Below are 12,939 nucleotides of genomic sequence, written 5' to 3'. Positions count from 1 at the left end.
TGTGCATCGCATTCTTGTTGATCTTGCTTTTTCGCCCATCACATGGGGTGAGCGAAGCGATGTCAAGCCTCGCGCGTCAGCGAGAGGCGAACTGCTCCGCAATAAAGGCCGTGACAAATCGCGGCATGGTCGGCGTGAGATCGCTCATTCCGCGCACGAGATGGATAGCCGACAGTTCGGGCTCGACCTCGCGCGCCAGATTGGCTTCGATCCGGGCGCGGGCCACCTCGCCCGGCATATCCAGGTTGAGGACCTGAATCATCGCAATCGCACGGCCGGAGACCACGCAGTGCCAGTCTGCCTCCGCGGCATAGTCGGCCACGGTGAGGCCGGTCTCCTCCGCGATCTCGCGGACGACGCTGCCGGGTATATCGAGGGCGCCAGCCCTGATGTCGTCGAGGTCGGGCGTTCCCGACGGGAAATAGATGCGGCCGGCATTGGCGGTGTGGTGCGCCATCTCGCCCATCACGAAGGCGCCGTCGGAGGTGCGCAGCGCGCCCATGCCAAAGCCGTTGAACACGGCCGGATCAGGAAAGCCCCAGTCGCGCCAGGCGAGGAAGCTGGCGAAATCGGTCTCGAAATAAGTCGCGGCGAGATGGCCGTCCGTGAACACGGCATCGCGCCCGAGCAGGACGCGGCCGTTCCAGATCTTCGGCCGCTCGCGCTGCTTCTCGGCGAAATGCGCCGCGATCTCGGCGCGGCGCTCCTCCGCGAACGGCCACACGATCGGCCGCACCGCAAGATCAAGCGTCGCAACGCGATGAATGACCGGTGACGTCATGACGCCTGACTACTTCGCCTTCGCGTCAGCTATTTGACATTCCCCGTCGTCTTCTTGGCCTGATCGACGAATTTGTTGGTAAAGGTCTTGCTGACGTCGATCTTGGCGTTCGCCACTTCGGGCGAACCGACGCTGAACACCGCAAGCACGGCGTCGGCGCCCTTCGGGTCCATCTTGCCGGTTTCGGAGAACATCGGGATCGTGTTCTTCAGCGCGGCGAGATAGAGGTCCTTGTTCTTGCCGACCGCCTCCTCCGGCATCTTCGCCATGATCTCCTCGGGCGAGTGCGAGTGGATCCAGGTCAGCGTCGCCAGGATCGCGTTGGTGAGCGCCTGCGTCTCCTTCGCGTGGCCGTTGACCCAGGCCGCCGTCGAGTACAGCGCGCCGCCCGGATATTCGCCGCCGAACGTCTCGAGCGTGTCCTTCTGGGTGCGGGTGTCCGAAAGGATGCGCAGATCCTTGTGGCTGCCCTGCAGCACGGTGACGGAAGGATCGAGCATCACGGCCGCGTCGATCTGGCCCTGCTCCATGGCGGCGACCGCGGTGGCGCCGAGGCCGACGCCGATCACGGCGGTGCCGGCGGGATCGAGGCCGTTCTTCTTGAGCATGTATTTGAGGAAGAAGTCGGTCGAGGAGCCGGGCGCACTCACGCCGACCTTCTTGCCGGCAAGGTCCTTCACCGACTTGATGTCGTTGGTGCGCGATGGCGCGACCACCAGAACGAGGCCGGGATAGCGGTCATAGACCACGAAGGCCTGAAGCTCCTGCTTCTTGGCAGCGAGATTGACGCAATGGTCGAAATAACCGGAGACCACGTCGGCGCTGCCGCCGAGCACGGCCTTCAGCGCGTCCGAGCCGCCCTTGAGGTCGACCAGCTCGACATTGACGCCGGCCTTCTCGTACTCGCCGAGCTGCTTGGCCAGCACGGTGGGCAGATAGCACAGGCAAGAGCCGCCGCCGACCGCGATGGTGACCTTGCTTTGCGCCGCGGCAAGCGAGGTGGTGAGCGTCAGCGCGAGCAGCGCGCCGGCGAGCCTGGCAATCGTGTTCTTCATTGGTTTCCTCCGTTCGGCCGGCGGCACCATAGAGCAGCGGGGCTGGCTTGAGAAGCACCGCCTATGTGGGCTGGCCATCGGCCTTTCGGCGCAATAGCATGCCCAAACAAGAACAATTCTCGATGGGGAGGATCATCCATGAATCGCCTTGCTGCCGGGCTGTCGATCGCCGCCGCCTTTGCCGCCGGATGCGGCGCCACCCACCTGCTCCGGCCTGCGCTCGCCGCTGAAAACATCACCGCGCAGATCATCCATACCGGCGAGATGGAAGGCGACGCGCTCGGTCCCGCCAACGCCGTCGGCTTCCGCTCCAAAATGTTCGCGAGCGCGGACGGTGCCACCATCTCGATCCAGGTCGGCAACGTGCCCAAGCACCTGCATCCCAACACCAACGAGATCCAGTACATCCTGGATGGCACCGGGACGATCTGGCTCGGCGACAAGGAGGTGACGGTGAAGCCCGGTGACCTCGTAATCATCCCGAAGGGCACGCCGCATGGCGGCACCAAGCCGATCAGCGGCCAGGTCAAAGCGATCGCGATCAAGACGCCACCGCAGGCGCCCGACGACACCAAGCTGCTGGATTGAGCTTGTCTTCACCTCTCCCGCTTGCGGGAGAGGTCGCGCCGAAGGCGCGGGTGAGGGTTCTCTCCTCTTGGGGGCTCTCGCAAGTGGAGACGCTCTCTCCCCAACCCTTCCCCGCAGGCGGGGGAGGGAGCGCACCTTGGATGTGGCTAATTTTCCTACTGCTATCCCCGCCCATCCGACGCTGTCGGCCGCCACACTAAGAGACGGCGCTCCACCAGTGTCACGCCGAAGTCGATCAGGATGACGAAGGCCGACAGCACGAACATGCCGGCGAACACGCCGGCGACGTCGAAGATGCCCTCGGCCTGCTGAATGAGATAGCCGAGCCCGGCCGCCGATCCCAGATATTCGCCGACGACCGCGCCGACCACGGCGAAGCCGACCGAGGTGTGCAGGGAGGAGAACATCCAGGACAGCGCCGAAGGCCAATAGACGTGCTGCATCAATTGCCGCTCGCTCATACCCAGCATACGGCCATTGTCGAGCACGGTGCGGCTGACTTCCTTCACGCCCTGATAGACGTTGAAGAAGACGATGAAGAAGACCAGCGTCACGCCGAGCGCGACCTTGGACCAGATGCCGAGGCCGAGCCACAGCGCGAAGATCGGCGCCAGCACCACGCGCGGCAGCGCGTTGACCATTTTGACGTAAGGGTCGAACACGGCCGCAACCAGCGGCTGGCGCGCAAACCAGAAGCCGACCAGCACGCCGCCGAGCGATCCGATCAAGAACGCCAGGATCGATTCCGCGAGCGTAATGCCGAGATGCTTCCAGATCACGCCGGACGCGAACCACTTCACGATCTGGTTGAACACGTCGAACGGGTTGGAGAAGAAGAACGGCGGCAGCAGGATCTTGCCGAACACGGGGACGGTCGACAGCACTTGCCACAGCACAATGCAGACGACCGCGACCAGGACTTGCAGCGCAAGCAGCGTCGGGCGCGACATCAGACCGCCTCCTTCGCGTGAGTGGACTGCTCGTAACCCTTCATCACCTCGTCCTTGAGCACGCTCCAGATCTCGCGATGCAGTGAGTGAAACTCCTTGTCGAGCCGCACCTCGAAAATATCGCGCGGCCGCGGCAAGCTCACGCGCCAGTCGCCGATGATGCGCGAGGACGGCCCCGCCGACATGATCACGACGCGATCGGCGAGCGCGATTGCCTCTTCGAGGTCGTGGGTGACGAACAGCACCGCCTTGCGGTCGGCGTTCCAGAGGTCGAGCAGCAGGTTGCCCATGACTTGGCGCGTCTGCGCATCGAGCGGCCCGAACGGCTCGTCCATCAGCAGGATTTTTGGATCGCGGATCAGCACCTGCGCCAGCGCCACGCGCTTGCGCTGGCCGCCGGAGAGCATGTGCGGATAGCGGTTCGCGAAGGCGCCGAGCCCGACAGAGGTCAGCCATTGCTGCGCCCGCGGCAGCGCTTCGGAGCGCGGCGTGCCCTTGATCTCGAGCCCGATGGCGACATTGTCGAGCGCGGTCTTCCACGGGAACAGCGCGTCGGCCTGGAACAGGTAGCCGGCATCCCGGTTCAGCCCCGCGAGCGGCTGGTCGAATATCCTGACGCTGCCGGCTGCGGGCTTGAGCAGCCCGGCGGCGACGTTGAGCAGCGTGGATTTCCCGCAGCCGGTCGGGCCGACAATGGCGACGAACTCGCCCTGCGCCACCGCGAGATGGGCTTTCTCAACCGCCGTATAGACCCGGCCGTCCCCGAGGCGGAACGCGACCTTGGCATCTTCCAGCGCCACCGCCGTGGGCGTCGTCATGTGCTTCCTCCAAACCTGGACCGATGCCTTAGCCGCTCGCGCGGCCAAGTTCAATCAAGGCGCCAAGCGTGCTACGCATGGGGTCTTGCCGTGCTCTTACCCTCCCCTGGAGGGGGAGGGTCGGCTCACATAAGCGCAGCGAAATGTGAGACGGGGTGGGGTGAAGGTCTCTCTGCGAAGAACAGTGCCCGAGTGGAGAGATCACCCCACCCCGCTCGCGCTGCGCGCGATCGACCCTCCCCCTCCAGGGGAGGGTGAGAGAAAAGCGAGCCCACCCGTGATGCCCTCCCGGCCGATGATCAGCTATGCGCATGTCACCAAGAGCTTCGGCCCGCTCAAGGCCGTGGACGACGTCTCGCTCGACATCGCCGAAGGCGAATTTGTGGCGATCGTCGGTGGCTCGGGCTCCGGCAAGACCACCCTGCTGCGGCTCGCCAACCGGCTGATCGAGGCGGATGGCGGCACGATCATGATCGAGGGCGAGGACGTGCGAAATGTCGATCCGGTCGCGCTGCGGCGGCGGATCGGCTACGTGTTCCAGGCCGGTGGGCTGTTTCCGCATTTGAGCGTTGCCGACAATATCGGGATCACGCCAAGACTGCTGGGCGCGTCGGCTACGGACATCGCCGCGCGTGTCGACGAACTGCTGGAGCTCGTGCAGCTCGACCGTGCCGGACATCGCGACCGGCTGCCGGAAGAGCTCTCGGGTGGCCAGCGCCAGCGCGTCGGCGTGGCGCGGGCGCTCGCGGCAAAGCCCCACATCATGCTGATGGATGAGCCGTTCGGCGCGCTCGATCCCCTCACCCGCGATGCGCTCGGCGAGGATTTTCGCGACCTGCACCGCAAGCTCGGCCTGACCACCGTGATGATCACGCATGACATGACAGAGGCGATTTTGCTGGCCGACCGCATTGCGGTGATGCGCGCTGGAACGCTGCTGGCCCAGGGCACGCCGGCAGAGCTGTCAAAGAGTGGCGACGCCTATGTGCTGGAGCTGTTGCGCACGCCCCGGCGCCAGGTCGAGCGATTGAATGCGCTGTTGCCGCAGGGCGGTGGGGCATGAGCTTCTTCACCGACCCGCGCTGGGGCGAGGCGCTGTCGCATTTGCCCGACTATCTCGGCAACCATGTGCGGGTAAGCCTTGCCGCGCTCGCGCTCGGTCTCGCCGTCAGCCTGCCACTGGCCATCCTGACACGCAATCGCCCGGCGCCGCGCGGCATGCTGCTCGCGTTCGCCAGCATCGTGCAGACCGTGCCTGGGCTGGCGCTGCTTGCGCTGTTCTATCCGCTGCTGCTGCTGGCGGCTTCCGTCACGCTCGCCTGGTTCGGCGTCTCCTTCTCCGCTTTCGGCTTCCTCCCGGCGATGCTGGCGCTCGCGCTCTATTCGATGTTGCCGGTGCTGCGCAATGGCATCACCGGTCTCAACGGCATCGATCCGGCGCTGCTCGAAGCCGCCAAGGGTGTCGGAATGACCGCACGGCAGTCGCTGGTCATGGTCGAACTGCCGCTGGCGCTGCCGGTGATGATGGCGGGCATCCGCACCGCCGCGGTGTGGGTGATCGGCACGGCGACGCTGTCGACGCCGATCGGGCAGACCAGCCTCGGCAATTACATCTTCGCCGGGCTTCAGACCCAGAACTGGGTGTTCGTGCTGTTCGGCTGCCTGGCCTCGGCCCTGCTCGCGCTTGCCGTCGATCAGCTGCTCGGCCTGATCGAGACCGGTCTGCGCCAACGCAGGCGCATGCGCGCCGGGCTCGGGGCGATCGGGATCGCCGCACTTGTCGCTGCCACGCTGGTGCCGACGCTGGGACGCTCGTCGCAGAGCTATGTGGTCGGCGCCAAAACCTTCGCCGAGCAATATGTGCTGTCGGCGCTGCTCAGGGACCGCCTCCAGGCGGCCGGACTTTCCGCCACCGCGCGATCCGGCCTCGGCTCCAGCGTGATCTTCGAGGCACTGAAGGCCGGGGACATCGATCTCTATGTCGACTATTCCGGTACGCTCTGGGCCAACCAGTTGCATCGCACCGACATCAAGCCGCGCGCGGAGCTGCTCGCAGAGCTGAAGACAGCCCTCGCAAAAGAGAACATCACCTTGCTCGGCGAGCTCGGATTCGAGAATGCCTATGCGTTGGTGATGCCGAGAAGGCGCGCCGAGGCGCTTGGCATCCGCAGCATCGCCGATCTCGCCGCGCACACATCGACGATGTCGATCGCCGGCGACTACGAGTTCTTCTCGCGCCCCGAATGGGCCGCGCTGCAAAAGGTCTACGGCCTTTCCTTCCGCGCCCAACGACAGATGCAGCCGGACTTCATGTATGCCGCGGTCGCCAGCGGCGAGGTCGACGTGATCGCCGGCTACACCAGCGACGGCCTGATCGCGAAATACGATCTCGTCGCGCTCGATGATCCCAGGCACGCGATCCCACCCTACGACGCGATCCTGTTGCTCGCGCCGAAGCGCGCCAGCGATGAGCGGCTACAGGCGGCGCTCAAACCGCTTCTCGGCAGGATCGACATCGCGACCATGCGCGAAGCCAATTTGCGCGCCAGCGGCAACGATGCGAATTCATCGCCCGATGCGGTGGCGAAGTGGCTGTGGGAGAAGGTGGGCGGGCGGTAGGACGGGATTTCGTAGGGTGGGCAAAGGCGCGTAAGCGCCGTGCCCACCGTCTTTGGACACGCGCGACAAGATGGTGGGCACGCTTCGCTTTGCCCACCAGCGATCAGCGCTACAGGCCCCGGATTATCCCCGCGTTGATCAGCAGCCGGTTCAGCCGCCGCGCCTCGGCGCCGTCCTTGCAGCCGTAGAAGATGCCCTTGCAGCGGAGCATGATCGCCTTCTGCTCGGCGAAGGACGGATCGAGCGGGATGCCGGCGGCCTCCTGGATCACCAGCGGCAGATACGGGCCGTCGATCGTGTCCATCACGGCGTCGCTCTTCACCGGCTCGAAATTGACGGCGTCGATCGCGTAATAGGTTGCGTAGAGACGCGGATCGTAAGCGTCGAGCTTCTTGCCGAGAGCGCCCTCGTCGAGCCCGGGCTCGAGCAGGTTCGGCGCAAATTCCGGCTGGTGATCTCCGTAGCGCACGATCAGGAAAGGCTCGCCGGGAAAATTCTTCTTCAGGCCGGCGACGAAAGTCCTGTACTGCTCGGCGCTCATCGCCTGGCGGCGCAGATATTCGTCAATCGACGGCACGTTGCCGGGCGCGCGCCAGTTCGGCATCAGATCGGGGCGGAAGCGCGTCTCCCAGGGGAAATGATTGGCACCGAGATAGATGAAGGTGAACAGCGGCTTGTTCGGCGGCTGTTGCCCCATCAGCTGAAGCGCCTTGTCGTAGAAGAAGGAGTCCGGCTCGACGTCCTTGGCGCCGAGATCCTTCGAGTCGAGGAAGCGTTCGATGCCGGTCGTGATCTGGAAGCTGCGCGCGCCCATGAAGCCGCCATGGGCGGGATACAGCGACATCGTGTCGTAGCCGCAACGGCGCAGCGCCAACGGCAGGCCGCGCTCGACGCGGTTCGAGGCGATGCGCGTCACGAAATAGGCGAAGCGGCCGAACGAACGCGAGGAGAGCCCCGCAAGCACGTTGTATTCGGTGAACCAGCTCGGCCCGCCATTGCTCTCGGCCAGGAACGTGCGCTGCTTGCCGTCCCAGGACTTGAAGTGGTCACCGTAGCGCGGCGGCACCTTGATGCCCTGCGCGGCGCGGATGTCGAAGCTCGATTCATCGTGGATCATGATGATGTTGGGCCGGCGACCCGCAGGGTGGCACTCATCGACCAGCGGCACGTTGAGCCGCTCGTTGGTCGCGGCGGCGGATTCCATGAAACCGTACTGCACGAAATCGGCGACCGCGGTGACGCCGGAGCGGAAGAATTTCGAGAGATAGCCGTCGTCGTAATAGCCGCGCCAGGCTTCATCAGGATGATAGAGCGAATAGCCGACCAGCGCGGCAAGGCAGGCGAGCTTGCAGGTGAACGCCGGCAGACGGCGGATGCGGAACGGATCGAGCCACCACAGCGCATACATCAGCGGCAGCGTGACGAGGCCGGCCAGGATCACCGACCAGCGCAAATTCGGGAAGATCGTGAACAGGAATGCGACGGTGTCGCGGTCGATCATCATCAGGTCGATGAAGTTGACCGTCATCTGCACGACGTCGTGCTTGAGCCGGGACAGCAGCACCAGCACGACGACCATGGTCAGCGACAGCGCGCCCGATAGGGCCGGCCGCCGCAGCAGCGTGATCCAGAAGAAATTGAGGATGCCCCAGGCCAGCGCGAAGGAGAGGCGCGAGCCGAAATCGGTCTCGGTCTCGTACATCAGCGCGATCGCTGCGAAATGGGGTGCTGTGACCGCGAGCAACCGCCAGATGCCGAGCGCGGCGACGCTCGCCAGCACGGCGGTCGTGGCAGAAGGACCTGGATTGGGCGCGGACGCCATCGACGACACGCAACTTCTGGTCCGGCGCGGTGATGCCAAAGCGGTCTCGCCGGCCTCGAGACGGCTAGCGGCGCCCGGCGCAGCCGGAAGCCTGCGCCGTGTCATAAAACTGTAATGGAACAGTCAATGACAGGCAACGCGTCCGGCGATCCGACTTTCGCTTATTGTTAGCGGAAGACGTGGGCCGCAGGCCCGGCAGGCCGCTCCTCGCAACGTCAGGGCTTGGCGATAGGATGGACGGCCGAGGCGAGCTGAACGTCGGTCACCCCTACGGCAGCAGCCCGAGGCGCTTGGCGATGATGCGGTCCAGCGTCCGTTTCGGCAGCAGGGCGCCGATCAGATGGCGAAGCGGGTCCGGCGTGATCTGGTAGCGCACCTTTGGGCTTGCCGCCGTCAGCGCCTCGAACACCACTTCGGCGATACGCTCGGCGGGCAGGCCCTTGGCGCCGATGTCCATCATGAACGCCATCGCCTTGTTAAGTGCCGGCAGATAGGGCGAGTTCTGGTAGACGGAGAGGTCGATCTCTTCGGCCTTGCTCCAGATCGGCGTCTTCACCGCGCCGGGTGCGACGATGATGACGTCGATGCCGAACAGCATCAGCTCGCGGCGCAGGCTCTCCGACAGGCCCTCGATGGCGTGCTTGGAGGTGCTGTAAGGTGCCGCCAGCGGATTGCCGTTCTTGCCGGCGACCGAGCTGATCATCACGATCCGGCCCTTCGGCCCCTTCAGCGCGGGGTCTGCGCCCAGCAGCGGCCCGAACGCCTGTGTTGCGATGACCGGACCGATGACGTTGACGTCCATCTGGCGGCGGAAATCGTCGAGCGACAATTCGAGCACGGGGCCGGCGACCGCGATGCCTGCATTGTTGACGAGCCCCGCCAGCGTCTCGCCGCCCAGCGCCTCGCGAACTTTTCGCGCAGCAGCGAGGACTGCTGCCTCGTCGGTGACGTCGAACAGCAATGGCGTGAAATTGGTGCCGAACTCACTCTTGAGCCGGTCGGCGTCGGCCTGCTTGCGGACACTGCCGAACACGCGATAGCCACGCCCGATCAGAAATTTCGCAACTGCCCAGCCAATGCCGGTGGATGCGCCGGTGACGACGACAGATCGCATGGTCCCCTCCCCTCGAGTTCCCGCAATCATGTAGGAGGAAGGTGCCGGGGCGCAATGCCGCCCAGCTCGGAAGTCCGCGCAGCAGGTGCGCCATGAGTCGAAGGCGCGTTAAAAAGAGGGATGAAGAGCCGAATCCTTGGCTCTGACGATGCAGCGATTTTGACGATCAGGAAGTTCTAAGAAGCCTTGAAAAACGACGCGAGACCAAGAATGTGGTTTAAGCGTCAGTTCTTGTCGCTCAAGCAGCGCGTCAGCTCGCGAAGAATTTGAATGAAGCAGCAATGCTTCGCGCGAGGAGGAAAGAGCGAGACCGCTGTCCGCGATCTCGCTCGACGATAATTGCAAAGGGCTTAAGATTTGGTTTGGCGACCGAAGCTTGTGTTCGCTCGTGTCCCGGATAAGCGAAGCGAAGCGCAGAGCCGTCACCCAGAAGCCGCATTGGACCCCGGATCAGCAGCGCGGTGCTGCGCTGCGTCCGGGGCACAACGGCTTAGTTCTTGCTCTTATCGACCAGTGCGCCCTTCTTGATCCAGGGCATCATGTCGCGCAGCTTCGCGCCGACTTCCTCGATCGGGTGCGCGGCGAGCTTGGCGCGGGTCGCCTTGAACGAGGTCTGGTTGACCTTGTTCTCGAGCATCCAGTCGCGGGCGAACTTGCCGCCCTGGATGTCGGCGAGAACCTTCCGCATCTCCTTCTTGGTCTCGTCGGTGATGATGCGCGGACCGGTGACATACTCGCCGTACTCGGCGGTGTTGGAGATGGAGTAGTTCATGTTGGCGATGCCGCCTTCATAGATCAGGTCGACGATCAGCTTCACTTCGTGCAGGCACTCGAAATAGGCCATCTCCGGGGCGTAGCCGGCTTCGACCAGGGTCTCGTAGCCGCCCTTGATCAGCTCGACCAGGCCGCCGCAGAGCACCACCTGCTCGCCGAACAGGTCGGTCTCGCATTCTTCCTTGAAAGTGGTCTCGATGATGCCGGCACGGCCGCCGCCGATGGCGGACGCATAGGACAGGCCGAGGTCGTGGGCATTGCCCGAGACATCCTTGGCGATCGCGATCAGGCAGGGCACACCGCCGCCGCGCTGATACTCCGAGCGCACGGTGTGGCCGGGGCCCTTCGGCGCGATCATCAGCACGTCGAGGTCGGCGCGCGGGTCGAGCAGGTTGAAGTGGACGTTGAGGCCATGCGCGAACACGAGGGCGGCGCCCTTCTTCATGTTGTCGTGCAGGTGCTCGCGGTAGATGTCGCCTTGGAGCTCGTCCGGGGTCAGCATCATGACGAGGTCGGCCCATTTGGCGGCTTCGGCGACTTCCATCACCTTGAAGCCGGCGTTCTCCGCCTTCTTGGCCGATGCCGAACCCTTGCGCAGCGCAATCGCCACCTCCTTGACGCCGGAGTCCTTCAGGTTGAGCGCATGGGCGTGGCCCTGGCTGCCATAGCCGACGATGGCGACCTTCTTGCCCTTGATCAGGTTCAGGTCGGCGTCGCGATCGTAATAAACACGCATAGTTCGTTTCCTCGTTCGGGGCCGGAATCGGCCGATGGTCAGGTCTTTCGAAGGTGAATTGACGGATTTCGGGGGCTGTCTAGAGCATTTTAGGGCCCCTGGGAAACCCGTTTCTGCATGGAAATCTGCGGCATCATGCATCCATGAAGACGGGGTAGAGGGAAGCGAGCAGCAGCACCGCCATCAGGATATTGAAGGCGCGGACCAGCCGCTCTGAGGTCAGGACCGGCCGCAATGCGGAGCCGAACAGAGCCCAGACCACGGTCGAAACCGCGCCGACGAGCAGGCTGATCACGGTCTGGATTGCGATGTTGAGCGGGAATTGGGCGATCGCCGCGTAGGCGGTAATGGTGCCGATCACAATCACCCAGCCTTTCGCGTTGATCCATTGGAACATCGCCGCGCCCCAGAAGGTCATCGGGCCGCGGCCGCCCCCCTTGTCCGGCTTGGTCGGGCCGGACATGGCGATCGCGGCGGCGAGATAGATCAGGTAGGCCGCACCGGCATATTTCAGGATGGTCTGGAGGATCGGATAGGCCAGAAACACGGTGCCGAGCCCGAGGCCGACCGCGGCCACCATGAAGGCAAAGCCGATGACGATCCCGACGATGTGGGGGATGGTGCGCCGGAAGCCGTAGGTCAGGCCCGAGGACAGCAGCATGATGTTGTTCGGCCCGGGCGTGAAGTACATCACGACCATGAAGATGAGAAAGGCATAGAACAGCGATTGGGACATGCTCACCTCACGCGACTTTGGGCAGCGGCTCTTCAGGCAACGCCTTGGGCCGCTTCGCCAGCACCATCACCGCGATACCGCCGATCACGGTCAGCATGCCGGCGAGCCTTAGGGGTCCGAACCGCTCGCCGAACACGACGCTTGAGGCCGCCGATCCCACGAACGGCACCAGCAGCGCGAACGGCACCACCTGGGCGGCTGGATAGTCGCGCAGCAGCCGACCCCACAGCCAATAGGCGATGCTTGTCGAGGCGCCGCCAAGCGCCAGCATGCAGAACGCTGACGTCAGCGAGATGTGGGTCAGCGATATCCAGGTCGACGCCGGGCCGTTGGCGATAAGCGCCAGCGCGAACAACGGTATCGCCGAGGCGAGACACAACCACGCGAACAGGTCGAACATGGGCACGCCGCGGGCGCCACGCAGCAAGAGATTGCCGACGGCAAAGCTGACTGGCGAGATCATCAGCACCGCAAACGCAGCGGCGCTGAAATCATAGCCGACAGTGCCGCAGATCATCAGAAGACCGATCGCAGCAATGCCGGTGCCGAGTGCCTGCATCGGCGTCGGCCGCTCGCCGAATGCGAGCGCGGCAAAGCCGATAGTGAAGAGCGCCTGGCTCTGCACGACGACACTGGTCAGCCCCACCGGCACGCCATGGGCGATACCATAGGCCTGGGACAGGAACTGGCCGAGAAACAGCGTGAAGCTGATCGCGATCAGGAGCGACCAGGCAATCTTCGGCTTGCGAATGAACAGGCATGGGACCGCAGCGATGGTGAAGCGTAGCGCCGTCATCAACTCCGGTGACAGTTCGTCGAGCGTGATCCGGCTCGCCACGAAGGCAAGCCCCCAGATGATCGCCACCAGGATGGCGATGAGGATGTCAGCCGGCTTCATTGTTGTTCCCGGTTCTGCACTATCGTGCAGCCCTGTTGCTTTTTCTGT

At 64.4% G+C, this 12,939-nt stretch carries 12 protein-coding genes; 3 read left to right on the top strand and 9 right to left on the bottom strand.

Annotated elements, in window-relative coordinates; translation table 11 throughout:
• Window positions 1-76 precede the first annotated feature (76 nt).
• A complete protein-coding gene (locus ACR9YP_RS14940; protein ID WP_438106106.1) occupies window positions 77-781 on the bottom strand; it encodes an NUDIX hydrolase in 705 nt (234 codons plus the stop codon).
• A gap of 29 nt (window positions 782-810) precedes the next feature.
• On the bottom strand, window positions 811-1,836 hold the full coding sequence (locus ACR9YP_RS14935; RefSeq protein ID WP_474220265.1) for an ABC transporter substrate-binding protein: 1,026 nt from the start codon (window positions 1,834-1,836) through the stop codon (window positions 811-813).
• Window positions 1,837-1,974: 138 nt separating this feature from the next.
• Between ACR9YP_RS14935 and ACR9YP_RS14930 the strand changes: the two genes are divergently transcribed.
• The gene (locus tag ACR9YP_RS14930; protein WP_438106102.1) at window positions 1,975-2,424 is read left to right on the top strand and encodes a cupin domain-containing protein; all 450 of its coding nucleotides are present in this window, start codon (window positions 1,975-1,977) and stop codon (window positions 2,422-2,424) included.
• A gap of 161 nt (window positions 2,425-2,585) precedes the next feature.
• On the opposite strand, the gene ACR9YP_RS14925 is transcribed toward ACR9YP_RS14930, so the two are convergent.
• Together ACR9YP_RS14925 and ACR9YP_RS14920 are read right to left on the bottom strand one after the other, a co-directional pair.
• Complete coding sequence (locus ACR9YP_RS14925) at window positions 2,586-3,374, bottom strand: ABC transporter permease (RefSeq protein ID WP_370987518.1); 789 nt, start codon at window positions 3,372-3,374, stop codon at window positions 2,586-2,588.
• Window positions 3,374-4,192: an ABC transporter ATP-binding protein gene (locus tag ACR9YP_RS14920; RefSeq protein WP_091878976.1), complete on the bottom strand. Its 819-nt coding sequence runs from the start codon at window positions 4,190-4,192 to the stop codon at window positions 3,374-3,376. Before ACR9YP_RS14920 ends, ACR9YP_RS14925 begins: the two co-directional genes overlap by 1 nt.
• A gap of 280 nt (window positions 4,193-4,472) precedes the next feature.
• Between ACR9YP_RS14920 and ACR9YP_RS14915 the strand changes: the two genes are divergently transcribed.
• Both ACR9YP_RS14915 and ACR9YP_RS14910 read left to right on the top strand, forming a co-directional pair.
• On the top strand, window positions 4,473-5,255 hold the full coding sequence (locus tag ACR9YP_RS14915) for an ATP-binding cassette domain-containing protein (protein WP_370990890.1): 783 nt from the start codon (window positions 4,473-4,475) through the stop codon (window positions 5,253-5,255).
• The gene (locus tag ACR9YP_RS14910; RefSeq protein ID WP_474220262.1) at window positions 5,252-6,811 is read left to right on the top strand and encodes a glycine betaine ABC transporter substrate-binding protein; all 1,560 of its coding nucleotides are present in this window, start codon (window positions 5,252-5,254) and stop codon (window positions 6,809-6,811) included. Before ACR9YP_RS14915 ends, ACR9YP_RS14910 begins: the two co-directional genes overlap by 4 nt.
• Before the next feature lie 109 nt (window positions 6,812-6,920).
• Here ACR9YP_RS14910 and ACR9YP_RS14905 read toward each other — a convergent pair whose 3' ends face one another.
• The 5 genes from ACR9YP_RS14905 to ACR9YP_RS14885 all read right to left on the bottom strand — a co-directional run bounded on the left by ACR9YP_RS14905 (window position 6,921) and on the right by ACR9YP_RS14885 (window position 12,891).
• The gene (locus ACR9YP_RS14905) at window positions 6,921-8,633 is read right to left on the bottom strand and encodes a sulfatase-like hydrolase/transferase (protein ID WP_474220261.1); all 1,713 of its coding nucleotides are present in this window, start codon (window positions 8,631-8,633) and stop codon (window positions 6,921-6,923) included.
• 268 nt (window positions 8,634-8,901) lie between these two features.
• On the bottom strand, window positions 8,902-9,747 hold the full coding sequence (locus tag ACR9YP_RS14900; RefSeq protein ID WP_474220258.1) for an SDR family oxidoreductase: 846 nt from the start codon (window positions 9,745-9,747) through the stop codon (window positions 8,902-8,904).
• A 490-nt stretch (window positions 9,748-10,237) separates the two neighbouring features.
• Window positions 10,238-11,257: a ketol-acid reductoisomerase gene (gene ilvC, locus ACR9YP_RS14895; RefSeq protein WP_035700280.1), complete on the bottom strand. Its 1,020-nt coding sequence runs from the start codon at window positions 11,255-11,257 to the stop codon at window positions 10,238-10,240.
• Between the two features lie 133 nt (window positions 11,258-11,390).
• Window positions 11,391-11,993, bottom strand: coding sequence for a LysE family translocator (locus tag ACR9YP_RS14890; protein ID WP_474220257.1), 603 nt, complete (start codon window positions 11,991-11,993; stop codon window positions 11,391-11,393).
• Window positions 11,994-12,000: 7 nt separating this feature from the next.
• Entirely contained in the window at window positions 12,001-12,891 is an 891-nt protein-coding gene (locus tag ACR9YP_RS14885; RefSeq protein WP_474220255.1) for an EamA family transporter, read from the bottom strand.
• Window positions 12,892-12,939 lie beyond the last annotated feature (48 nt).

It is taken from the genome of Bradyrhizobium sp. BR14999 (assembly GCF_056106085.1).
The sequence above is the reverse complement of the archived record's forward strand: the minus strand, read 5'-3'. Positions and strand labels throughout refer to the sequence as shown.

What these genes read in the sequence shown, in the direction of transcription:
- ACR9YP_RS14925 (WP_370987518.1), bottom strand. Translation starts at nt 3,374, where the DNA reads ATGTCGCGCCCGACGCTGCTTGCGCTGCAAGTCCTGGTCGCGGTCGTC.
- ACR9YP_RS14920 (WP_091878976.1), bottom strand. Translation starts at nt 4,192, where the DNA reads ATGACGACGCCCACGGCGGTGGCGCTGGAAGATGCCAAGGTCGCGTTC.
- ACR9YP_RS14940 (WP_438106106.1), bottom strand. Translation starts at nt 781, where the DNA reads ATGACGTCACCGGTCATTCATCGCGTTGCGACGCTTGATCTTGCGGTG.
- ACR9YP_RS14885 (WP_474220255.1), bottom strand. Translation starts at nt 12,891, where the DNA reads ATGAAGCCGGCTGACATCCTCATCGCCATCCTGGTGGCGATCATCTGG.
- ACR9YP_RS14930 (WP_438106102.1), top strand. Translation starts at nt 1,975, where the DNA reads ATGAATCGCCTTGCTGCCGGGCTGTCGATCGCCGCCGCCTTTGCCGCC.
- ACR9YP_RS14915 (WP_370990890.1), top strand. Translation starts at nt 4,473, where the DNA reads ATGCCCTCCCGGCCGATGATCAGCTATGCGCATGTCACCAAGAGCTTC.
- ACR9YP_RS14890 (WP_474220257.1), bottom strand. Translation starts at nt 11,993, where the DNA reads ATGTCCCAATCGCTGTTCTATGCCTTTCTCATCTTCATGGTCGTGATG.
- ACR9YP_RS14935 (WP_474220265.1), bottom strand. Translation starts at nt 1,836, where the DNA reads ATGAAGAACACGATTGCCAGGCTCGCCGGCGCGCTGCTCGCGCTGACG.
- ACR9YP_RS14910 (WP_474220262.1), top strand. Translation starts at nt 5,252, where the DNA reads ATGAGCTTCTTCACCGACCCGCGCTGGGGCGAGGCGCTGTCGCATTTG.
- ACR9YP_RS14900 (WP_474220258.1), bottom strand. Translation starts at nt 9,747, where the DNA reads ATGCGATCTGTCGTCGTCACCGGCGCATCCACCGGCATTGGCTGGGCA.
- ACR9YP_RS14905 (WP_474220261.1), bottom strand. Translation starts at nt 8,633, where the DNA reads ATGGCGTCCGCGCCCAATCCAGGTCCTTCTGCCACGACCGCCGTGCTG.
- ilvC (WP_035700280.1), bottom strand. Translation starts at nt 11,257, where the DNA reads ATGCGTGTTTATTACGATCGCGACGCCGACCTGAACCTGATCAAGGGC.